The sequence below is a fragment of the Pseudohaemophilus parahaemolyticus genome (assembly GCF_938021905.1).
GTDB classification, from domain to species: domain Bacteria; phylum Pseudomonadota; class Gammaproteobacteria; order Enterobacterales; family Pasteurellaceae; genus Haemophilus_A; species Haemophilus_A parahaemolyticus_B.
On sequence record NZ_CALIFA010000034.1, the window covers coordinates 1 to 22,385 of the forward strand.

General features: G+C 39.7%; 17 protein-coding genes and 1 pseudogene. 5 read left to right on the forward strand and 13 right to left on the reverse strand.

What is annotated here, in order from left to right; genetic code table 11:
- Positions 1–696: 696 nt before the first annotated feature.
- From QMF79_RS03340 to ndk, 11 genes and pseudogenes are all read right to left on the reverse strand, one after another.
- Positions 697–1,914, reverse strand: a complete 1,218-nt coding sequence (locus QMF79_RS03340; RefSeq protein ID WP_281772768.1) for a heme biosynthesis protein HemY — start codon at positions 1,912–1,914, stop codon at positions 697–699.
- 9 nt (positions 1,915–1,923) lie between these two features.
- Positions 1,924–3,237 (reverse strand): uroporphyrinogen-III C-methyltransferase, encoded by a 1,314-nt coding sequence (locus QMF79_RS03345; protein WP_281772769.1) that lies wholly within the window; start codon positions 3,235–3,237, stop codon positions 1,924–1,926.
- Between the two features lie 29 nt (positions 3,238–3,266).
- Positions 3,267–4,022 carry a uroporphyrinogen-III synthase gene (locus tag QMF79_RS03350; protein ID WP_281772770.1) on the reverse strand — a complete coding sequence of 252 codons (756 nt, stop codon included), beginning with the start codon at positions 4,020–4,022 and terminating at the stop codon, positions 3,267–3,269.
- A gap of 3 nt (positions 4,023–4,025) precedes the next feature.
- The gene (gene hemC, locus QMF79_RS03355; protein WP_281772771.1) at positions 4,026–4,952 is read right to left on the reverse strand and encodes a hydroxymethylbilane synthase; all 927 of its coding nucleotides are present in this window, start codon (positions 4,950–4,952) and stop codon (positions 4,026–4,028) included.
- Between the two features lie 58 nt (positions 4,953–5,010).
- Entirely contained in the window at positions 5,011–5,718 is a 708-nt protein-coding gene (gene gloB, locus QMF79_RS03360; protein WP_281772772.1) for a hydroxyacylglutathione hydrolase, read from the reverse strand.
- Positions 5,719–5,989: 271 nt separating this feature from the next.
- Positions 5,990–6,907, reverse strand: a complete 918-nt coding sequence (nagK, locus tag QMF79_RS03365) for an N-acetylglucosamine kinase (RefSeq protein WP_281772773.1) — start codon at positions 6,905–6,907, stop codon at positions 5,990–5,992.
- Between the two features lie 2 nt (positions 6,908–6,909).
- A complete protein-coding gene (locus QMF79_RS03370; RefSeq protein ID WP_281772774.1) occupies positions 6,910–7,638 on the reverse strand; it encodes a phosphatase PAP2 family protein in 729 nt (242 codons plus the stop codon).
- Between the two features lie 55 nt (positions 7,639–7,693).
- Positions 7,694–8,002, reverse strand: a complete 309-nt coding sequence (yhbY, locus tag QMF79_RS03375; protein ID WP_005708497.1) for a ribosome assembly RNA-binding protein YhbY — start codon at positions 8,000–8,002, stop codon at positions 7,694–7,696.
- A gap of 153 nt (positions 8,003–8,155) precedes the next feature.
- Positions 8,156–9,631: pseudogene (locus QMF79_RS03380) on the reverse strand (fructose-specific PTS transporter subunit EIIC); the annotation flags it as partial.
- A gap of 353 nt (positions 9,632–9,984) precedes the next feature.
- On the reverse strand, positions 9,985–10,737 hold the full coding sequence (locus QMF79_RS03385; protein ID WP_281772775.1) for a TOBE domain-containing protein: 753 nt from the start codon (positions 10,735–10,737) through the stop codon (positions 9,985–9,987).
- A 64-nt stretch (positions 10,738–10,801) separates the two neighbouring features.
- The gene (gene ndk, locus QMF79_RS03390; RefSeq protein WP_005706160.1) at positions 10,802–11,218 is read right to left on the reverse strand and encodes a nucleoside-diphosphate kinase; all 417 of its coding nucleotides are present in this window, start codon (positions 11,216–11,218) and stop codon (positions 10,802–10,804) included.
- Positions 11,219–11,403: 185 nt separating this feature from the next.
- On the opposite strand from ndk, the gene sodA reads away from it, so the two are divergent.
- Both sodA and QMF79_RS03400 read left to right on the forward strand, forming a co-directional pair.
- Entirely contained in the window at positions 11,404–12,045 is a 642-nt protein-coding gene (gene sodA / locus QMF79_RS03395) for a superoxide dismutase [Mn] (RefSeq protein WP_281772776.1), read from the forward strand.
- 218 nt (positions 12,046–12,263) lie between these two features.
- On the forward strand, positions 12,264–15,122 hold the full coding sequence (locus QMF79_RS03400) for a TonB-dependent receptor domain-containing protein (RefSeq protein ID WP_281772777.1): 2,859 nt from the start codon (positions 12,264–12,266) through the stop codon (positions 15,120–15,122).
- Between the two features lie 78 nt (positions 15,123–15,200).
- On the opposite strand, the gene thrB is transcribed toward QMF79_RS03400, so the two are convergent.
- Together thrB and thrA are read right to left on the reverse strand one after the other, a co-directional pair.
- Entirely contained in the window at positions 15,201–16,151 is a 951-nt protein-coding gene (gene thrB, locus QMF79_RS03405; protein WP_005706192.1) for a homoserine kinase, read from the reverse strand.
- Positions 16,151–18,607 carry a bifunctional aspartate kinase/homoserine dehydrogenase I gene (gene thrA, locus QMF79_RS03410; protein ID WP_281772778.1) on the reverse strand — a complete coding sequence of 819 codons (2,457 nt, stop codon included), beginning with the start codon at positions 18,605–18,607 and terminating at the stop codon, positions 16,151–16,153. Before thrA ends, thrB begins: the two co-directional genes overlap by 1 nt.
- A 404-nt stretch (positions 18,608–19,011) precedes the next feature.
- Between thrA and yajC the strand changes: the two genes are divergently transcribed.
- The 3 genes from yajC to secF all read left to right on the forward strand — a co-directional run bounded on the left by yajC (position 19,012) and on the right by secF (position 22,216).
- Positions 19,012–19,311, forward strand: a complete 300-nt coding sequence (gene yajC, locus QMF79_RS03415; protein ID WP_005706203.1) for a preprotein translocase subunit YajC — start codon at positions 19,012–19,014, stop codon at positions 19,309–19,311.
- Between the two features lie 72 nt (positions 19,312–19,383).
- A complete protein-coding gene (secD, locus tag QMF79_RS03420) occupies positions 19,384–21,231 on the forward strand; it encodes a protein translocase subunit SecD (RefSeq protein WP_281772779.1) in 1,848 nt (615 codons plus the stop codon).
- A gap of 10 nt (positions 21,232–21,241) precedes the next feature.
- Positions 21,242–22,216 carry a protein translocase subunit SecF gene (secF, locus tag QMF79_RS03425; protein WP_111313529.1) on the forward strand — a complete coding sequence of 325 codons (975 nt, stop codon included), beginning with the start codon at positions 21,242–21,244 and terminating at the stop codon, positions 22,214–22,216.
- The last annotated feature ends 169 nt before the right edge of the window (positions 22,217–22,385 follow it).

A 22,385-nucleotide genomic window follows, 5' to 3' on the forward strand; every position in this document is an offset into this window, starting at 1 on the left:
GCAACGCCCTTCTAAGGCGTGGGTCAAAGGTTCGAATCCTTTAGGGCGTGCCATTAAAAGTCTTATAAATCAATATTTTATTACTAAAAAATGGTATTTTCTTTCTATTTATAGTTTATGATTATGTCAAGATTGTGTCGTAAATTTTATTCTACCTGCGTGTACCATTAAGTAATCTACATTCTAATAAGCATATTTTTACCATTTCTAATGTTTACCAACTACCAAGTTCTTTCAATGTGAATAAAATCAGACTTAATCTGATAAATCAAAATAAAAAGTGAGAGTTTCCCGTTGGCATAGTAGATACAAGACAGATTTACTTCATTTATCCAAAGAATTAGGTAACATCTCGCAAACCTGTAAAATTATGGGTATAAGTTGTGATACCTTTGATCACTATCAACAAGTAGCAGAACAAAGTAGGGTTGAAATTACTTAATCAAAATCAACGTGTGCCTAATCTGAAAAAGCGTATCTATAAGAAACAAAATAAAATGTATTGCGGAAGAACTCAAATGGAAACATTACTTGATAGATGGAGAAACGTACTTAGGCAGAAAAGAATCTAAACTTAAATTAATCTGACAGGCACGAGTTTTTAAACAGGAGACTGTCAGATTGGGTTTGATCTTCTACAGTTTATTTTTCAATAATATTAGCAATTATTTTATTTTAGATTTTTACTTCACTCTTCTAACTCTCCGCCTTCTCCGCAATATTCACTTTCTTCAAGTTAATTTGGCGGATTTTCTCGGCAAGTTCGGTGTCGCCTACTTGTTCAGCGACGTATAACGCCATAATTCGGTCGTTTGCGATACACTCTTGGTGCTCTAACAAGTTTGCAAAATAACCTTTCGCACGACTGAAATCACCTTCACGGGCATAAATGTAACCTAATGCTCTAGCGTAATCATCGGTGTAAAGCACATCGGCTTTTGCCATTCGTTTCATCAATAATTTAATGAGTTTTGCCCCTTCATCAATTTGCAAGCGGGTTAATTGTTCGAATAAACCATCAAGTTGCTCATCTTCATATTTTTTTAGCGTTTCGAAGGCAAGCTCTTGGGCAGATTCGTGATCTTCACTATCTATTAAGCGTTTAATCAATCCTACGCGTGCATAAACAGATTTACGACGGCGGCTCGGTTGTTTTTCCCACCAACTGAGTAATCCTTCTTGCCCTGTTTCGTTCATCACTTCGTCGAGTAATCCATCGTCTACGAAATGTTCAAGGGCTTCATATTCTTCACAGGAAAGGAAACTGCGTTGCCCGATGCTTTCCAAAATTTTATCTAACGCTATATAGGCTTTTGAATCTTGGTAAATGCGAATTGCTAAGCGTAACACTTCCGTATTGTTTGAGGTAAGCTCTAATAAGCTATCAATGGCTGTACGTGCTGCAGGTAATTTACCTTGTTGCACGAGAATTTTCGCACGAGCCAATTCTATAGCGACATTATTTTCGCCTCCAATTTTGCTTGCTTCTATTAAATATTTATTTGCTTCTAAATCGTCGCCACGTTGCTGTGCGGCTTCCGCGGCTTTGATTAAGTTAATGATCGGTTCATTCGCATATTTTACATTTTTGCTGAACAATTTTTCGGCTTTCGAGTAATTGCCCTCGCTCATTTGCATTAAACCTTCCAAAGTTTCTTGTTGAGCTCGTTTTTGTTTACGATAAAAAAACCAATCATACGAACCTTTGCTTAAGTGGCAGAATCGGCGAACAAGCCATTCAATGCCATAAACCAATGCCATTGCAGCCGCAAAGAAAAGTACTAAGGTGACAAGACTCATCTCGATAATTTTGGTATCAGTTTCAATACGCACATAACCTTGCTGCCCAGCCAAATAAGGACCTGCTACTAAAGCTGCAAGCACTAATAACATTAAAAAGAGAACACGAAACATAGCTCCTCCTTATTGTGCTTGAGCATCTTTAGTAGATTGCTCATCCGATTTTTCAGCAGGCTTTTCACTTACTTTTTCACCCGTTTTTGTTGTTTCTTGAGCAGGTTCAGCTTTAGCCTCTTCTATTTTTGAAGGCTCTACAAGCTCTTTTTCTTCCTTAATCTCAATCTTGTCTAATTGCACTGGCTCTTTTCTCAAGATGTTATTTAACACATTTAAACTCTGCAATTGTTCAGGCACATCAAGATAGATAGATTGTTCACTCAACTCATCCAACTCTTTGAGAAAGTTTTTCACATTCTCATTTTGCGTATTGAAATAGCTACGAATCCAAGTACTAACCGCTTCTAACGATTTATCGTAAAGTGCATTCTGCTGACGTGGAATTGCTAAAATGGCTAATTGTAAACGTAAGCGGATATTTTCACGCAAATAAACTTCTTGATTTGGTGCGATAAAACCTTTCTCGTCATTTTTATTTTTGTCGCTCACGCGGATGAAATGATCTAAGAAAGAATTTGCGGTTTTCTCAATATTTTGCTGCCAATCATCAATTGAATTACTCACTTCGCCCGCATTTTGAGTGGTATTCACACTTTCATTTTCCAACATTGGTAAATCATCCAAGTTGTTTGCCAATGCTGTTAAACGTTGCATTAATCCATTTTGATCGACTTGATTAACACTTTTTAAATTATTGAGATCCGCCTGAATTGCTGTACGAACTTGACCCACTTGAGATAAATATTGGCTATTTGTCACTTTTGCCAACGTCACATCTGCTTCTTCTAACAAGCTTTGAGCAGTGTCTACGTCGGTATCAATCTTGAGCTTACGCAATGCGTTATTTAATAAGAAATTCGCATCCGAGAGCAACCACGCACTTGAGTCAGCTTGCGTTGAATTAGCTCGCTTAACTTGAGTTTGTAACGCAAGGATTTGGCTAGAGTAAGCCCCTTGCTCTTTTTCTAATTGAGCGATACGCTCTAAGGCTTTATCGTAACTGCCTACAAGCTCATCTAATTGTGCTTTTTCTTTTGAAAAATCCACCGCTTGTATAGTATTCTCTGCACTTGCTACTTTAGTTAAAGCCTGCAATTGTGTATTCACTTCAGCTAATTTTTTAGCACCGAAATAATACCCTGCACTACCAACAGCTAATGCAACGAATAAAGCTAATAAGCCGATTGCCGTGCCACTCTTTTTCACTACAACTCTTTCAGGCATCACGCCTGCAGAAGCTAAATTCTCTGCAAATTTTTCTGAAGATTCGACCGCTTGTGCTAGCGTTTCTTCTGAATTTGGCGTATTTTTTTCTGACATAATCACCTCTTTCCACGAAAACAAAATTGTTATCGCTTATTGTTTACTAATACATCTAATAAAGTTTGATTATCTGCTTTTTGCGACACAATGATCTTATCACGTTCCCAGCCATATTGCTTAGCTAAAGTCGCAATTCGCTCGCCCACTACTACAACTTGGCACTCAAATAGCCAAGATTGATCTTCACTAGCGGTCAGCTCTACTAAGGTCGCTAAAATCTCACCGCTTGTAATCACAATGGTATCAATGCCCGAACGTTTAGCAAGACTGATTTTCTCAGAAAGCTGTTCAGAAATCAGCACGCGACGATAACACTCCACATTCTGTACCATTGCTCCACGTTTTACCGCTTCTTGAGCCAATAATTCTCGTCCGCTATCCGCACGTAAAATCACCAGGTTTTTACCTTCGAGTGCTTGCATTTCTGGCAACTCTAACACGCCTTCGCTATTTTCAAAATGGATAGGAAATTTGACCGCTTGTTCTGATTTTTCAGCAAAATAACTGGCAGTTCGTATCCCAACAGAGAAATATTGCAGATCACGGCGGAATTTAAAACCTGTTTCAGCCAGCGTATTACACGCAAAATCAATCGCATTTTTCGACACCGCAAAGACATAATCGCCTACATTCAGCTGTGAAAAAAGCGAAGGTAAAATTGGCAATTCTCTCCCCGCTTCTAGCGTAAAAAGCGGTTGATGCAAAGCGAAAATTTGCTGTTGGTTGAGTAACTCTACCAACTCTTGCCCACGTGCATCGGGGCGAGTCACTAATACATTCATAAATTATTCAGCATAAATTTCAGCCAGAATTTTATCCGCACCTTGTGCAAGTAGTTGCTCAGCGATTTTCACACCAAGCTGCTCTGCTTCACTCACTGGTGCTTTGCCTGTGGCTCGAATAATACTCGAACCATCTAATGCTCCAACTAAAGCATTCAAAGTAACTTCGCCATTTTTAATGGTCGCAAAACCACCGATTGGCACTTGGCAACCACCTTGCAAGCGAGTGTTCATTGCACGTTCGGCCTTCACACAACAAGCGGTCGTTTCGTGGTTTAATTTTGCAAGGTAGTTCAATATGCGTTCATCATTGATGCGGGTCTCAATTCCCACCGCCCCTTGCCCCGCCGCAGGCAACGATTGCTCAACGGAGATAAAACTTTTAATGCGTTCAGGCATTCCCAAACGGATTAGACCAGCCGAAGCTAAAATAATCGCATCATATTCGCTATTGTCTAACTTGCTTAAACGTGTGCCCACATTACCACGCAAGGATTTCACGGTGAGATGCGGATATTTCGCCACCAATTGACATTGACGACGCAAGCTTGAAGTACCTACAACTGCACCTTCAGGCAATTCATCTAAATTTGCATAGCGGTTAGAAACAAAAGCATCGCGCGGATCTTCACGCTCACAAATCACCGCTAAGCCTAAGCCTTCAGGAAAACTCATCGGCACATCTTTCATCGAATGCACAGCGATGTCTGCTCGATTTTCTAACAGAGCCAACTCCAGCTCTTTCACGAACAAGCCTTTACCACCAATTTTTGCCAGTGGCGTATCTAAAATAATATCGCCTTTGGTCACCATTGTGACTAGTTCGACGCTTAATTCAGGGAAATGTTTTTCTAATTCTGCTTTAACAAAATTCGCCTGCCAAAGTGCTAATGGGCTCTGGCGAGTTGCAATACGTAGAGTGTCTTTCATTTTTTATATTATTTTGTATTATTTAAAGGTTAATCCTATCATTTTTTAGGAAAAATACCTAAAAATTATCTTTCTGCTTCCGCAACTCAATAAACTCTTCCAACGTTTCTGCTCTTAAAAATGGGTTAATTACCAGCTCTTTTTCAAGCGTTGTTGGCAAAGTTGGACGATGTTGTTCACGTTTCATTAACACTAATTCTTGATATTCAAAGAAAGCACAGCTCGGCTTCATCACCGCTTCAGCAAATTTTAAATTACTTGCTGTATATTCGTGAGCAGGGAAAATTTCGACAAAACTTGGTAAGGCTTTAAAGCGTTGAAGAGCTTCAAATTCGGCTTGATAATCGCCTGTGAAAACTCGCCCACAACCTGCTGAGAATAATGCATCGCCACAGAAGAGATATTCGTTGCCAAACAGATAGCTTACGTGCTGCTCGGTGTGCCCTGCACTTTCAATCACGCGAACATCATAGCCAAACAGTGTCAAATGCGTTTCGGGCTCAACAATCTCAGTTGTCCACTCTTGGCATTCAGCAGGTCCATACACAGGAATGTTCGGATAATGTTGTTTGATTCCATTTATGCCGCCCACGTGATCGTGATGATGATGTGTAAGCAAAATCGCGGTTAAATTTAGTGAATGTTTTGCAAGATAATCTAATGCGGGTTTAGCTTCAGAAGGATCAACAATAATAGCTTGGTTCTCTTGAGCAATAACCCAGATGTAGTTGTCCGATAGAGCGGGGATGGGGGTAATGTTTAGCATATTTTTCCTTTTATATTTTACTCTCTTCGTTTTATCTTCTGCCAAATCTCCCCTCCCTCTCTTTGCTAAAGAGGGGAGGTTCTTTAATAAATTGATAGTTGTTGGCTTATTTATATTCTCAATTTTTGCAATGTTGATGTTGGACGTGAAAATCTAATTTTGCTATAACAATCCCCTCTTTAGCAAAGAGGGGGAGGGGAGATTTGGCAGTAGCAATTAACGAAGAAATTAATCAACCAACCTCAACTTGTTATTACCCTAGATCATATATTTATTTTAAGAACAACGCAGCTGCGCCACGTGTGCCGCCTGAGTCGCCGTGGATCGCTTTTTTAATCACAGGTACTTTTGCCGTACGCATTAAATGCGGTGGTAATGCTTTTGGTAGTGCCTCGTAAATGTAATCAAAGTTTGATAAGCCTCCGCCAAAGACGATCATATCAGGGTCTAAAATGGTAATTAAATTTCCGATTGAGATTGCCATCAATTCGATAAATTTCTCAACAAATGCCACCACTTTCGGCTCTTTTGCGTAGAAACGCTCAATAATTTCTTTCGCTTTTACTGTCTCTTGTTCTAAAGATTGGAACAGCAATTCAAAGCCACGACCTGACAGATAGGTATCTAAACAGGCACGATTGCCACAGCCACAATCATAGATTGGTGCATGATCCCAACCAAGTAGTTTTAAAGCGTGGTAGTTTAATTGCATATGACCCACTTCTCCCGCCATACCGATATGACCTGAGTGAATTTTGCCATCAAAAACTAAACCACCGCCAAAGCCCGTGCCAATAATTAAACCAAGCACGGTAGAGTATTGCTTGTTGTTTTCATCCCATGCTTCAGAAAGAGCAAAGCAGTTCGCATCGTTTTCGCCGCGTACTTCACGCCCTAAGCGTTCACTTAAATCTTTTAAGATGGTTTTGCCATCTGCTACGCGAATATTAGTTATTTCACCCACGCCAGTTTCACGGTTTACAAAGCCTGGGAGCCCTAAGCCAACAAAGCCTTTTTCACCAAATTTTTCATCTGCATTACGCACTAATGTTTCAACGGTGTAAAGCCAATCTTCATAGTTTGTTTGCGGGGTTGGCACGCGTTCGCTATACAGTTTTTCCAATTTTTCATTGAAAGCCGCAAGCTCAATTTTTGTGCCGCCGATGTCTAAGCCGTAATAAACTGCCATAATTAACCTCGTTTTTTAAATAATGAAAATCTTTCAGCAAAAGGGATAATCCAAATAAAGAGGATGCAATGGAATATCCACGCAATCAGAGTGCTAATAAAGAGATCGATTGGGTAATGCATGCCAAAACGCAAACGGCTGATTAACATTAATGCTGCCCAAACTAATGCAAAACCTTGGGCAAAAATGACCGCTTGCGAACGTATTCCGATTAATAAGCCCGCAAAAAGGAGTAGCCACGAAACCGCAAAAATCGTATGCCCTGATGGGAATGAATAGCCTGTTTCACTTTCACGATGTTTTACCACCAGCGGGAAATTGTGGTTTTGGTAATGTTGTGCGACTAATACCGCTCGTTCATCACGTGAAAGTTCATAAAATTGCTCGGCTTGAGCTTCTCCACCCATCATTTGCACAACATAAGGGCGAGGCTCAGCAAAAGTATGTTTTGCTACTATTTTAATTGCTTGCGTGCCAATCACAGAAGTAGCACACACAGCTCCAACTAAAAGCCAAGAATAACGTTTTGCTACTAATTTCATTAGCCATAACATAAACACAACGCAGGTAATCAAAGCATAAGGAGCTGAACCGCTTTCGGTTAAGAAATACATAAAGGTATCGAAGCCTGAAATTAAATGAGCATCATTAACCCAATGCCAACCTGTTGCCCAGACAAAGAGCGGAATACAAAGCATTAAAGCGGTATAAAAAGAGAGTTTATTAACCATAATAGTGTTTAAAAAGAGAAAATGGGCATATACCCCTGCGGGCTGCCCATTTTAATTAAATTGATTTTGTTGCTTTTGGCAGTGTGATTTTTTTATCATCACTTTGACGATAAAGCACAAGCACGTGCCCGATAGTTTGTACGTTTACTGCGTTGGTTTCACGCACGATAGCATCAATAATTAGCTGTTTTACTTCACGATCTGCACCAGCAATTTTCACTTTGATCAACTCATGATGATTTAATGCGTTATCAATTTCAGCTAACACGCCTTCAGTTAAACCGTTGCCCCCCAGCATAACCACAGGGCTTAAGTGGTGTGCCAAGCCTTTTAAAAATTGTCTTTGTTTTGTTGTTAAGTTCATTTTGTTCTATTCCGAAAAAAGGGTAAAAAATCGGTGTAGAAAATAGCACAAAAGCGAAGTTTTTAAAAGTCAAACCCGAAAAAAGATAAGTAAAGATGGAAAGTAAAATAGCCTCTTAACACGTGCTAAGAGGCTATTTGCAAAAGTCCAGAATTATTCTGCCGCTTTTTGTTTAATAACAGAGTAAATTACACCTGTTACCACTGAACCTAATGCGATTGCACCTAAGTACATCAACGGTTGTGAAACGAATGGAATGACGAATAAACCACCGTGCGGTGCTTGAAGGGTAATACCTAAGCCCATTGAGATTGCACCAGCCGTTGCACCACCTAATATAGATGAGATGATCACACGCACAGGATCTGCCGCAACGAATGGTAATGCCCCTTCAGAAATAAAACATAAACCTAATACAAATGAAGTTTTACCTGCATCGCGTTGGTTTGCAGTAAATTTAGAGCGAGCAAGGAAAGTAGCGATTGCCATACCAATTGGTGGCACCATACCTGCCGCCATTACCGCTGCCATTGGTACATATTGTTGAGAAGCGATTAAGCCCACACCGAAGGTATAAGCCGCTTTGTTTACTGGCCCGCCCATATCAACACACATCATCGCACCAAGGATAAGACCTAAAATCACCGCATTGGTTTGCCCCATTGTATTTAACCAATCCACTAATGCGTCCATCAACGCTTTTACTGGTGGGTTGATGACATAGATCATCAATAAACCCACGATGGCGGCACCGAATAATGGCAGAATTAAGATCGGTTTAAGTGAGGTAAAACTTGGTGGTAATTTGATAATGTCATTTAAGAATTTCATCACGTAACCCGCAAGGAAACCTGCAACGATACCGCCTAATATACCCGCTCCCGCAGTGGTAGCTAACATCCCACCAATAAGACCTACTGCTAAACCTGGACGGTCAGCAATTGAGAACGCCACATAACCTGCGAATACGGCAATCATTAAGTGGAATGCCGCCCCGCCGCCAATATCCATTAACGCTTTTGGCAAGCCTGCGAAATCATCAGTTTTGAATGCCTCAATACCAAACATAAAGGAAACGGCAATCAATAAACCACCAGCAATCACAAGAGGAAGCATATGCGACACGCCTGTCATTAAGTGTTTGTACACACCTTTTTTCTCTTCGGTTTTGGTTTCTGTTGTCGCATTTGTTGCTGCATCTTCAAACACTTTCGCTTCTTTGAATGCTTTTTCAAACTCTTGAGCGGTTTTCTTCAACGCTAAGCCTGTTGAAGTACGATACATCAATTTACCTTTGAATTTATCTAAAGGCACATCAATATCTGCCGCCACAAAGACGAGATCTGCGGCAGCTACTTCTTCTGGAGTGATTGGGTTGCCCGCACCGACTTGTCCACGAGTTTCTACACGCACGTTCCAGCCTTGAGCTTTAGTATAATTTTCAATTGCCTCAGCTGACATAAAAGTGTGAGCCACACCCGTTGGACAAGCCGTTACCGCCACGATGTTTTTCACACCACTTGATGAAAGCGATGATGAAGCGGTCGCATTTGCAAATATTTTTGCATTTTCTACCGCTTGTTTGATGGCTGCTTCTGGATTTGCAAAGGCTTTGTCTAATTCAAGTATTTAAACGGATATTTTTTGCCGATAAACTAAGCGTTTTTGCTCCTTATATAAAGGTAAGTTTAAAATTGAAAAGATGGTACCGATTGTACCTCACTTTAGCTAAACCGTTCCAGCAAAAATCAAAAAAGAGAGGGAAAATCAAGATTTCCCCTCTATTTTGTAACATTTGTTTTACATTTAGATATTCAAGTGAGCTTAATTGTTAATTAAAAGGTAAAAACACGCTAAATTTATTGCGTAATTTAACTATCAGCGATAAAATAAATATCGCTATTATATTTTTATATAATACTATAATAACAATTCAGATACAGAAATCACTCCTTGTCTGCCTTCGGGCAGACTTTTTTGTATTAAATAGCCGCCAAAATGATCTGCTCTGGCCCTATATGCAGTGGAATTTGCTCACCTACTTGAGCTGAAAAATCACTTTCAGTTGTTGCACAAAACGTCGTTTGCTGCATTTCTATTATCACTTCATTTTTCTCAATAGTAACAATTTTTCCTATGAAATCGTTTAGACCTGTGGGTTGGGCATTGAGTTTAATCCAAGGAGCTTTAATCAATAGCATCACCTCTCGACCAAGTGTGAGCTCAAGCCGCTTGCTACTTTTTTCAGTGATAACAGCACAAATCGACTCGTTCATCCCCTCAATATTTACATCAACCCAAACTAACGCTCCCTTTTGTTTTAACCCTGATACTTTTCCGAAAAGCTGATTTCTTGCACTAGTTTTTAAAGAAGATTTTGCAGTTGCAACCAGTGCATTATCAAGTGGAATATTCTCTTCGTGTAAGATGTCAAAGGCACGCTTTTGTGTGTGTTGTAACAGATCATAAAGTTGCAACAGACGTTCTGCATAGCTGGTCAGTTGCGTGCCGCCACCCTGTTTCCCACCCGTGCTACGTTCAAGCAAAGGTTTAGGGCTAATTTTTGTCATAGCATCAATGTTGTCCCACGCGGTTTTATAGCTTACACCAGCTAATTTTGCTGCTTGGTTGATTGAACCAATCTGTTTAATTTGGCGTAATAATTCAATACGGCGAGGATCAGCAAATAGCGTATCTTGTAATTTGATGGTCAGTAGAATTTCAGTATCTAGCATTTTGTATATTTTTTTATATAAAGAAGGTTTTAGATCTCGCAAGAGATTTCTAAAAATGAACCGCTTACACTATTTCATTTGATGTAAAGAAATAGGCAATCTCACGCTCTGCTGATTCAACAGAATCAGAACCGTGCACGGAATTTTCACGTCCGCTTAATGCGTACATTTTGCGAAGTGTCCCTTCTTTTTGATCTTCAGGCTTCGTTGCTCCCATTAAAGCACGATAATTTGCTACCGCGTTTTCGCCTTCCAGAACCACAGCAACTACAGGGGCTGAAATCATAAAATCAATGAGCGGGGTAAAATATTCGCGCCCTTGATGTTCTGCATAAAAACCTTCCGCTTGTTCACGGGTAAGTTGGATTTTTTTCAAGGCCTTAATGGTTAAACCTGCTTCTTCTAAATGCGATAAAATTTTGCCGATTAAATGGCGTTTCGTCGCATCTGGTTTAATTAAGCATAAAGTTTGTTGGATCATTCTTTTCTCCGTTATTTTCGTCATAAAATAAGCATATAAGTAAGCGGTGATATTTTAGCAAAAATATGACAAATATTTGCGATAGATCAAATTAAAGTGTATTAACTGACTATTTTTTGGTAGAATTTACAACGAGTTTTAACTCAAGTTTTACCTATTATTTTATATATTTGAGGATAATAACAATGGCATACACATTACCAGAATTAGGCTATGCATACGATGCATTAGAGCCACATTTTGATGCAAGAACAATGGAAATCCACCATTCTAAACATCACCAAACTTATGTGAACAATGCAAATGCAGCATTAGAAGCATATCCAGAATTATTAGAACAATGCCCAGGTAAATTAATTTCAAACCTTGAGCAAGTTCCAGCAGAAAAACGTGTTGCGGTACGTAACAATGTGGGCGGTCACGTAAACCATACGTTATTCTGGAAAGGTTTAAAAACTGGCACAACTTTACAAGGTGCATTAAAAGACGCAATTGAGAGTGATTTCGGTTCTGTTGAAGCATTCCAAGCACAATTTGAACAAGCTGCAGCAACCCGCTTCGGTTCAGGCTGGGCGTGGTTAGTATTAGAAGAGGGTAAATTATCCGTTGTTTCTACAGCAAACCAAGATTCACCTTTAATGGGTAAAGAAGTGGCTGGCGTTTCAGGCTACCCAATCTTAGGCTTAGATGTTTGGGAACACGCTTACTACTTAAACTACCAAAACCGTCGCCCAGATTACATCAAAGCATTCTGGAACGTCGTAAACTGGGACGAAGCAGCTCGCCGTTTTGAAGATAAAGTAAACACTTGTGGTTGTGCAAAATAATCAAAATTAATCTTATATCATTTACCTAGTAAGTAACGCGGATAAAGTAATGGATTTAACTTTATCCGCTTTTTTATTTGCCATTTTTTCTTTCTCTTTCATTTATTTAGCAATTTATTTTAAATTGATAGGTAAAAACCATTTGAATATGGTGGTTTTTAGATAGAAAATGCGAGCCATTTTCATTAAATAACCATAAAAAATACAAGGAGACAAGCATGAGCAAAAAGTTTTCGCTCAACATCATTACATTATCATTACTGGGGGTGGCTCAATTTGCTTATGCAGATTTAGTACTAGATGAAATCCAAGTAAAGTCTAGCGAAGTGAGTAACGATAAGAAGCCCTTCACTGAAGCCAAAGCAAAAAGTACGCGTGAAAATGTATTTAAGGAAACACAAACCATTGACCAAGTGATTCGGAGCATTCCTGGGGCATTTACTCAGCAAGATAAAGGTTCGGGTGTAGTTTCTGTAAATATTCGTGGCGAAAATGGATTAGGTCGTGTCAATACGATGGTTGATGGTGTAACACAGACTTTCTATTCTACAGCCTTAGACTCTGGTCAATCAGGCGGAAGTTCTCAATTTGGTGCGGCAATCGATCCTAATTTTATTGCAGGTGTAGATGTCAATAAAAGTAACTTTTCGGGAACAAGCGGTATAAATGCATTATCGGGCAGTGCTAATTTTAGAACATTAGGCGTTAATGATGTCATTACCGATGACAAACCATTTGGCATTATTCTTAAAGGAATGACGGGAAGTAATGCTACTAAATCCAATTTTATGACGATGGCTGCAGGCAGAAAATGGCTTGATAATGGTGGCTATGTAGGCATGGTATATGGTTATAGCCAACGTGAAGTTTCACAAGATTATCGTATCGGTGGCGGAGAACGATTAGCATCATTAGGGCAGGATATTCTAGCGAAAGAAAAAGAAGCTTATTTTCGTAATGCGGGTTATGTTTTAAATCCTGCAGGGCAATGGGCACCTGATTTAAACAAAAATCATTGGTCTTGTAATGCTCCAACTCCAATATTTAATGGGAGTACAGATCCCATTACAACTACAAATGAACTAACTGGAGCTATCGAAACAAGAACCCCAGGCTGTATTACTCGAATTGAACGACAAGAAGAAAATTACGATTATATTAGTGAAGAGGACACGCCAGATGAGCCACGTTACAATATATCTCGCTATAAACTTGATCACTATAAAAATGAAACAAGAAAGAAAATTTTAAAAGAATTAGCAAATGGCTCTCAGCCTCAAGAAATACCTGAATTACAGGATGAAGTAAATTCTACAAATGACTCATTTGAACGCAATAAAGATCAATATAGTGTTGCACCGATTGAGCCGGGTAGTTTGCAATCACACTCGCGTAGCCATTTGTTAAAATTTGAATATGGCGATGATCACCATACGCTAGGAGCACAATTACGCACATTAGATAACAAAATTGGCTCACGTAAAATAGAAAACCGTAATTACCAATTCAATTATAACTTTAATGATCACAACTATCTTGATCTTAATTTAATGGCTGCACATAACATTGGTAAAACCATTTATCCTAAGGGCGGTTTTTTTGCTGGCTGGCAAGTTGCAGACAAACTTATTACCAAGAATGTGGCCAATATTGTTGATATAAATAACAGCTATACCTTCTTATTGCCAAAAGAAATCGATTTAAAAACCACATTAGGGTTTAACTATTTTACTAATGAATACAGTAAAAACCGTTTTCCAGAAGAATTAAGCTTGTTTTATGATGATGCTTCACATGATCAAGGTAACTACAGTAATTTAGGACGATTTAAAGGTAGTCGTAATTTACTGCCACAGCGTTCAGTGATTTTACAACCTTCAGGTAAGCAGAAATTTAAAACGGTGTATTTTGATACTGGACTTTCTAAAGGCATTTATCATTTAGATTACAGCGTTAATTTTACCCATTATGCGTTTAATGGTGAGTATGTTGGATATGAAAATACAGCGGATCAAATTAATGAACCGATTTTACATAAATCAGGTCATAAAAAGGCATTCAATCATTCTGCTACATTAAGTGCAGAGCTAAGTGATTATTTTATGCCATTTTTCACTTATTCACGCACACACAGAATGCCGAATATTCAAGAGATGTTTTTCTCTCAAGTGTCTGATGCGGGGGTGAATACTGCATTGAAACCTGAACGGGCGGAAACCTATCAACTAGGCTTTAACACCTATAAAAAAGGATTGTTTACTCAAGACGATGTATTAGGTGTGAAATTAGTAGGTTATCGTAGTTTTATTAAAAACTACATCCATAATGTTTACGGTGTTTGGTGGAGAGATGGCATTGTACCTACGTGGGCAAACACGAATGGTTTTCGCTTTACCATCGCTCATCAAAATTATGAGCCGATCGTGAAAAAAAGCGGTGCCGAGTTAGAGCTTAATTATGATATGGGACGTTTCTTTGCGAATTTCTCTTACGCTTATCAACGTACGAATCAACCAACTAATTATGCCGATGCTAGTCCACGTCCTAATAATGCATCAAAAGAAGATATTTTGAAACAAGGTTATGGCTTATCTCGCGTTTCAATGCTACCGAAAGACTACGGAAGATTAGAGCTTGGCACACGCTGGTTTGATAAAAAATTAACCTTGGGTATCGCAGCCCGTTATTATGGAAAAAGTAAACGAGCGACCATTCAAGAAGAATATATCAACGGATCTCACTTTGAATTAAATACCGCGGGTGATAGAACTTACTATGCCGTTAAGAAAACGGAAGAGATTGAAAAACAACCGATTATTTTAGATTTACACGTCAGCTATGAACCAATCAAAGATTTGATTATTAAAGCGGAAGTACAAAATCTGTTAGATAAACGTTATGTTGATCCATTAGATGCTGGAAATGATGCGGCTTCGCAACGTTATTATTCAAGTTTAAATAATTCTATCGAATGTGCAAAAGATCCATCTGCTTGTAACGGTGGCTCAGATAAAACCGTACTTTATAACTTTGCACGTGGAAGAACTTTTATTATGAGTTTGAATTATAAATTTTAGTAACTTTGGAAATAAAGGCGGTCTATCCCGCCTTTATTTATTTTGGTGTGGTTTTAATTAGAGTTATTGTTGTAAAACTTATTTCAGCACTCTCGCACCTAAATTATCCACTTTACAGATATGAATAAATCCTTCGTTGTTTTGGAGGTATTCTTTTTCTAAGTAGGCTTCCAATTTTTGAGCGTGTTCCAAATCTGGTGCAATCGCAAACATGGTTGGGCCTGAACCAGAAATACCGACAGCTAATGCACCGAGATCTTTACAGCCTTGGCGAACAGTTGGGAAGTTCGGCAGTAAGTTTTCACGGTAAGGTTCGGCGATTAAATCTTTCATCATCGCAGCCGCTAAAACATCTTGGTGTGTATGGCAAGCGTGGACGAATGAGCCTAAATAGCGAGCCTGTTGGATCATATCTTGGCGAGTGTAATTTTTCGGTAAAATTGCACGAGCCTCTGCGGTTGAAACCTCAATGCCAGGGTAAGCAAGTACCCAATACCATTCATCGAAGAAAGGTAACGGCTGGCAGATATTACCGAGCGATTGGGTCATTAATTGTAAGCCACCTAAATAGCACGGTGCTACGTTGTCGTAATGAATTGATCCTGAAATACGCCCCTCTAATTCCCCCATCATTTCCAACAATTCCATTTTTGAAAATGGCTCATCGTGGAATTTATTGAGTGCAACTAATGCCGCCACAATTGAGCAAGCACTAGAGCCTAAGCCTGAACCAATTGGCATATTCTTTTCGAGCGTTAAGCGTAAGTTTTTGATCTTGCCGCCACGTAATTTAAAGCGTTCACTGAAAAGCACGTAAGCTTGATAAACGATGTTTTTTTGCGGCTCTTTTGGTAATTTGCGAACAAAATAACCGACACTTTCAAGCTCAAATGGCTGATCGCAATCTTCAATTTGCACTACATCGCCCAGCAAAGAACCGTTGATTGGCGAGATAGCAGCCCCTAAAGAGTCAAAACCGACGCTGATATTTGCACTCGAAGCGGGTGCATAAATACGTAATGTTGTCATTATTGTGCTCCTCCATGTAAGGTACGTAAAATATCCGCGAAAATACCCGCAGCCGTTACGCTATTGCCCGCACCGTAACCACGCAATAAGAGTGGAATTGGGCTGTAATAGCGAGTGAAGAAGGCAAGTGCGTTTTCACCATTTTTCACTTTGTAAAGTGGGTGCTCAGAATCGACCGCTTCAATCGAGACACGACATTTTCCGTTTACAATTGAGCCAACATAGCGTAGCACTTTACCTTCCGCTTTTGCGGCTTCAATACGTTTATTGAACTCTGCATCAAGCTCTGGCAACACTTGCAAAAATTCCTCTTTATTCATTCCGTCTGAGAAATCTTTTGGCAATACGCCTTCCACTTCAATATCTTCAAACTCAAGAGCTAATCCCATTTCACGTGCGAGAATCAGCAATTTACGTGCTACATCTGCACCTGATAAATCATCACGCGGATCTGGCTCGGTAAAGCCTTTTTCTTTCGCTAATAAAGTTGCTTCTGAAAGACTTAAGCCCTCTTCTAGTTTACCGAAAATGAAAGAGAGTGAGCCTGATAAAATCCCTTCGAATTTCTCAACTTCATCGCCTGCAGCAAGCAAGTTTTGTAAGTTTTCGATAACGGGTAAGCCTGCTCCTACGTTTGTTTCGTATAAGAATTTATGCTGACTTTGGCGAGCATTTTCACGCATTTCTTGATAGTAGGCATAACTTGAAGTGTTCGCTTTTTTGTTTGGCGTCACTACGTGGAAGCCCTCTTTTAACGCACGAGCGTAAAGGTTTGCCACAGATTGTGCTGAAGTACAATCCACAAATACAGGGTTTACTACGTGGTGCAATTTGATGAATGAGAGCAACACATCAAAATCTGATGGTTGTGTTGCGTTCTCTAAATCTTGCTGCCAATTATCTAAATTTAAACCGTTTTCATTGAGTAACATTTTATCGGAGTTGGCTAATGCACAAACTCGGATCTCAATATCCTTCTTTGCAAGGAACTCCTTTTGTTGTTTCACTTGTTCAATCAATGAGCCACCAACGCCCCCCACGCCAACAAGGAACATATCCACCACTTTTTTGTTGCTGAATAAGCGTTTATGCGTGGCTTTTACGGCTTCAATCGCTTTATTTAACGGTACTACCGCAGAGATAGAACGCTCAGATGAGCCTTGAGCAATCGCTACAATGCTGATATTCGCTTGAGCAAGTGCAGAGAAGAAACGGACTGCGATCCCTTTAGCAGTACGCATTCCATCACCAACAACAGAAACAACAGAAAGATCTTTAATAACATCAATAGGATTTAAGCAACCTTCTAATAATTCATGAGCAAATTCACTCTCTAGTGCAGATAAAGCTTTTTCTGCTGATTTTGCTGGCACACAGAAACTGATACTATATTCTGATGAAGATTGTGTAATTAAAATGACCGAAATCCCTGCTTTTGACATAGATGAGAATACACGGGCAGCCATCCCAACCATTCCCTGCATACCAGAACCAGATACGTTAAACATTGCTATATTATCTAGGTTGGTAATACCTTTTACTTTTAAGCCATCATCATTGATATTACCATCAATGTAAGTTCCTTTACCTTCAGGATTACCCGTATTTTTAATTAAACACGGTATATTGAGTGGAACAAGGGGACCGATTGTACGAGGATGGATCACTTTCGCTCCGAAGTAAGAAAGCTCCATCGCTTCTTGATAACTCATTGATTCTAAACAAATCGCATCAGGGACTAAACGAGGATCACAAGTGTACACGCCATCCACATCAGTCCAAATTTCACAACATTCTGCATTTAAACAAGCTGCTAAACAAGCTGCAGAGTAATCAGAACCGTTACGCCCTAAAAGCACTAATTCACCTTTTTCATTACCTGCCGTAAACCCAGCCATTAACACGATATTTTTCTGCGGAATTGCGTTGGCATCAACACGTTTGGTTGATTCAGCAATATCCACAGAAGATTCTAAGTAGCTACCTACAGCGAGTAATTTTTCAACAGGATTGATATTGGTTACTTCATAACCTTTAGCTTCAAACCACGCTTGCATCATCGCAATTGAAAGTTTTTCACCACGGCAGTGAATGGTTGCTGCAATGGAATCTGGAAGAGACTTACTTTGTGCAGCTTCTTGGGCAACACCTTGGATTTGTTTAAGTTCAGCCTCAACTAATGCTAATAAACCTTCACGATCAACCTTATTATTTGCTGCATGTAACCCATTGATAATATTATGGAAAATGTCGGTTGCTTCAGAAAGGTTTTGTTCGAAAGATTCGCCAGCAATCGCTTTATCTACGATGGCGACTAAATGATTGGTAATTTTAGCGGGAGCAGAAAGCACGCCTGCTGCTTGGGATTTTAAATGTGCTTTTTCGATGATATCTGCCGCTTGCATAAAGCGTTCTGGATTTGCAAGCGATGTGCCGCCAAATTTAAGAACTCGCATAGTTTCTCCTGAGTGATAAAAGAGTGATGTTGTAAATCTTTCTACAAAAAAACCCGCTTGTAGCGGGCTTTTCTTGGTTGGTTTTAACAATACTGACCCGCACTACACGAAGATGGTAATGATCGTAATCATGGTGGTCATCATTGCTTGAGTATTCATAATTTAGCTATTTACTTTAGCGTGAAAGATGGGTAGAGAATGTGCTAAAGTGAGAGATTTGTCAATAATTTTTTGAGAGATTCGGGAAATATTTTTGCTGGTTTATTATTTTTCCCCCGCATAAATTTTCTACTCGTGAAAAAATCAATTTTATGCTATTTTATAATGTACTTTTCCTCACTGATTTTGGCAGAATACGGAAAAAAGATATTTTTAACTTAACTCATTGATTTTAAGGAGCTTTTATGCAACAAGGTAGCGGTTTAGAAATGTTGATCATTCTCGCTGTGTTCGGTGTGATTTTTTATTTTATGGTTTTCCGCCCACAATCTAAACGCCAAAAAGAACAACGCAACTTGCTTTCAAGCCTTTCAAAAGGGGATGAAATCTTAACAAGCGGTGGTTTAATCGGTAAAATTACCAAAGTAAGTGCTGAAGACGAAAACATCGTGATCGCATTAAACGACAACAATGAAGTGATGATCTCTCGTAACTTCGTAGTAGCGACCTTACCAAAAGGTACAATGAAAGCATTGAAACCTTAATCTCATTTTTAACGCTTGTTTTGAGTGCATTTGCGTACTTAAAACAAGCGTTTTACTTTTAGGAGAATTAGTGTGTTAAATCGATTCCCGTTATGGAAGAACTTGATGGTCATCATTATTACCTTAATTGGTGGTCTATATGCTCTTCCAAATTTATATGGTGAAGATCCATCCGTTCAAATTTCAGGGATGCGTGGGCAAGAGGCAACAACGGAAACATTGGCTCAAGTTAATAATGCCCTTGCATCGTTGAATATCTCACCAAAAGCAACGCAGCTTGAAAATGGTTCGATCTTAGTGCGTCTGGAAAAAGACGATCAACAATTGCCTGCTAAAGAGAAAATCTCAGAAGTGCTAGGTGATAAATATTCAGTGGCTTTAAACCTTGCTCCAGCAACACCAACTTGGCTAACAGATATTGGCGGTAGCCCAATGAAACGTGGCTTAGACTTGCGTGGTGGGGTTCGCTTTCTAATGGAGGTGGATATGAATACGGCAATGCAAAAGCAACAAGAGAGCTTACAAGATTCATTGCGTGCAGATTTCCGCAAAGACAAAATCCAATATAAAGCGATTAAAAAAGGCGATAATTTTGCAACGATTATTGAATTTGCTGATAGTAGCAATGCCGATAAAGCCGTACGATTAGTGAAACGCACTCATACTACGCTAGAAGCGACGTATAATTCACCAACAGAAGTAACCTTTGCTCTTTCGGAAGCGGGTTTATCAAGTGCTCGTGATATGGCAATTGAGCAAAACTTATCGATTTTGCGTAAACGTGTGGAAGAGTTAGGTGTTTCTGAACCGACTATTCAGCGTCAAGGTGCCGATCGTATCGTAGTTGAGCTGCCAGGGGTGCAAGACACAGCTCGAGCGAAAGAGTTGCTTGGTGCAACTGCAACGCTTGAGTTCCGTTTAGTCAATGATGCTGTAAATCCAGAAGCAGCAACACGTGGGATTGTGCCTGCGGATTCAGAACTCAAATATACGCAAGATGGTCGCCCAATGGTACTTAAACGTAAACCGAGTTTAGGTGGTGAGCATATTATTGATGCAAACTCTGGCAAAGATGACCGTGGCTTACCACAAGTTAGCATTAAGCTAGACAGCGATGGTGGTAACCAAATGGCAGAGATTACGAAAAGTGCAGTCGGTAAGCCAATGGCAACACTTTATAGTGAGTTCAAAGATTCTGGTCGTCGTGATGCAAATGGCAAAGTGATCCTTGAAAAACATGAAGAAGTAATTAATGTTGCAACCATCAACAGCCGTTTGGGTAACCAATTCCAAATCACAGGAATTAACTCACCTGCTGAAGCTCAAAACTTAGCAGTATTGCTTCGTTCAGGAGCATTGATTGCGCCAATCGTTATTGTAGAAGAACGAACAGTGGGTGCGTCACTTGGTGCGGATAACGTTGAAAAAGGTGTAGAAGCGGGGATATATGGGCTAGTACTCACTATTATTTTCTGTTTGGTATACTACAAAATATTTGGTGTGTTTGCTTCCATAGCATTAACCGTCAATATGATTTTAACCATGGGGTTAATGTCATTAATTGGTGCAACCTTAACAATGCCAGGTATTGCAGGTATCGTGTTAGCGGTAGGGATGTCGGTGGATGCGAACGTATTGATTTACGAGCGCATAAAAGAAGAATTGCGCAATGGACGTTCTGTTCAACAAGCCATTCACGAAGGCTATAACGGTGCGTTTACCTCAATCTTCGACTCAAACTTAACCACCGTTTTAACCTCATTAGTGCTTTATGCTGTGGGTACAGGACCTGTAAAAGGCTTTGCGATTACTTTGGCATTAGGCGTAATGATCTCTATGTTTACCGCAATCACAGGAACACGTATGCTTGTAAACTGGGTATATGGTGGTAACAAACGTGTCAAAAAACTTTGGATTTAAGGTGATATAAATGGCAACTGTTCAGAAAGAAAAAGACGTATCGGAAATTAAGCTTCCGTATAAGCTCATTCCATTTATGCGTTATCGCTTTATTGGTTTTGGTTTCTCACTCATTGTCACGGCACTTTGTATTTTTTCTATCGTGACCAAAGGGTTTAACTGGGGATTAGATTTCACGGGCGGTACTGTGATTGAAACCTCATTTTCACAACCTGCTGACTTGGAAAAAGTGCGTGCCTCTTTAGAAAAAGAAGGCTTTGGCAGTGCCTTAGTGCAAACCACGGGTAGCCAAAAAGACATTATGATCCGCTTACCCGCATCTGCAGGCGATAAGGATTTGGGCAATAAAATTATGAATATGGTGCATAAAGATATTGACCCCCAAGCGGTGATTAAAAGCGTAGAATTTGTAGGACCAAACGTGGGGGAAGAACTTACGCAAGGGGCGATCTATGCAACGCTTGCAACACTTGGAATGCTCTTACTTTACGTTGGTACGCGTTTTGAAGTGCGTATGGCATTTGGTGGTATTTTAGCCTTGTTTCACGACGTATTAGTTACCGTGGGGATTTTCTCTTTCCTTCAAATTGAGATCGATCTTACTTTTGTGGCTGCGATTCTCTCCGTTGTTGGCTATTCACTTAACGACTCTATCGTAGTATTCGACCGCGTGCGGGAAAACTTCAGTAAAATCCGCCGTGTAAGCTCGCAAGAGGTGATTGATATTTCATTAAGTCAAACGCTCTCACGTACATTAATGACCTCTATCACCACCCTTTTCGTGGTAGCAGCCTTATTCTGGTTCGGAGGTCCGAGTATTCATAGCTTCTCACTTGCGTTATTGATCGGTATCGGTTTCGGTACTTACTCTTCAATCTATATCGCAATCGGTGTGGCGTTAGTGCTAGGCTTAGACCGTGAACATATGAATAAACCAGTGGTTGAAAAAGAAGGGGCAAATACCGAATCTTTTATTGATTACTAAGTTTCAAAAAAAAACCGCTTGTAAGACTGAGCTGCACCCCAAAAGTTGGACTAAATAACCAACTCACTAAGGTGCAGACTTTTTATGACTAAATACAATCAACTTTTCAAACAGCAAGTCGTGAATTTCTATTTCGAACATCACGAAAATCTTGCTTTCACATTAAAGC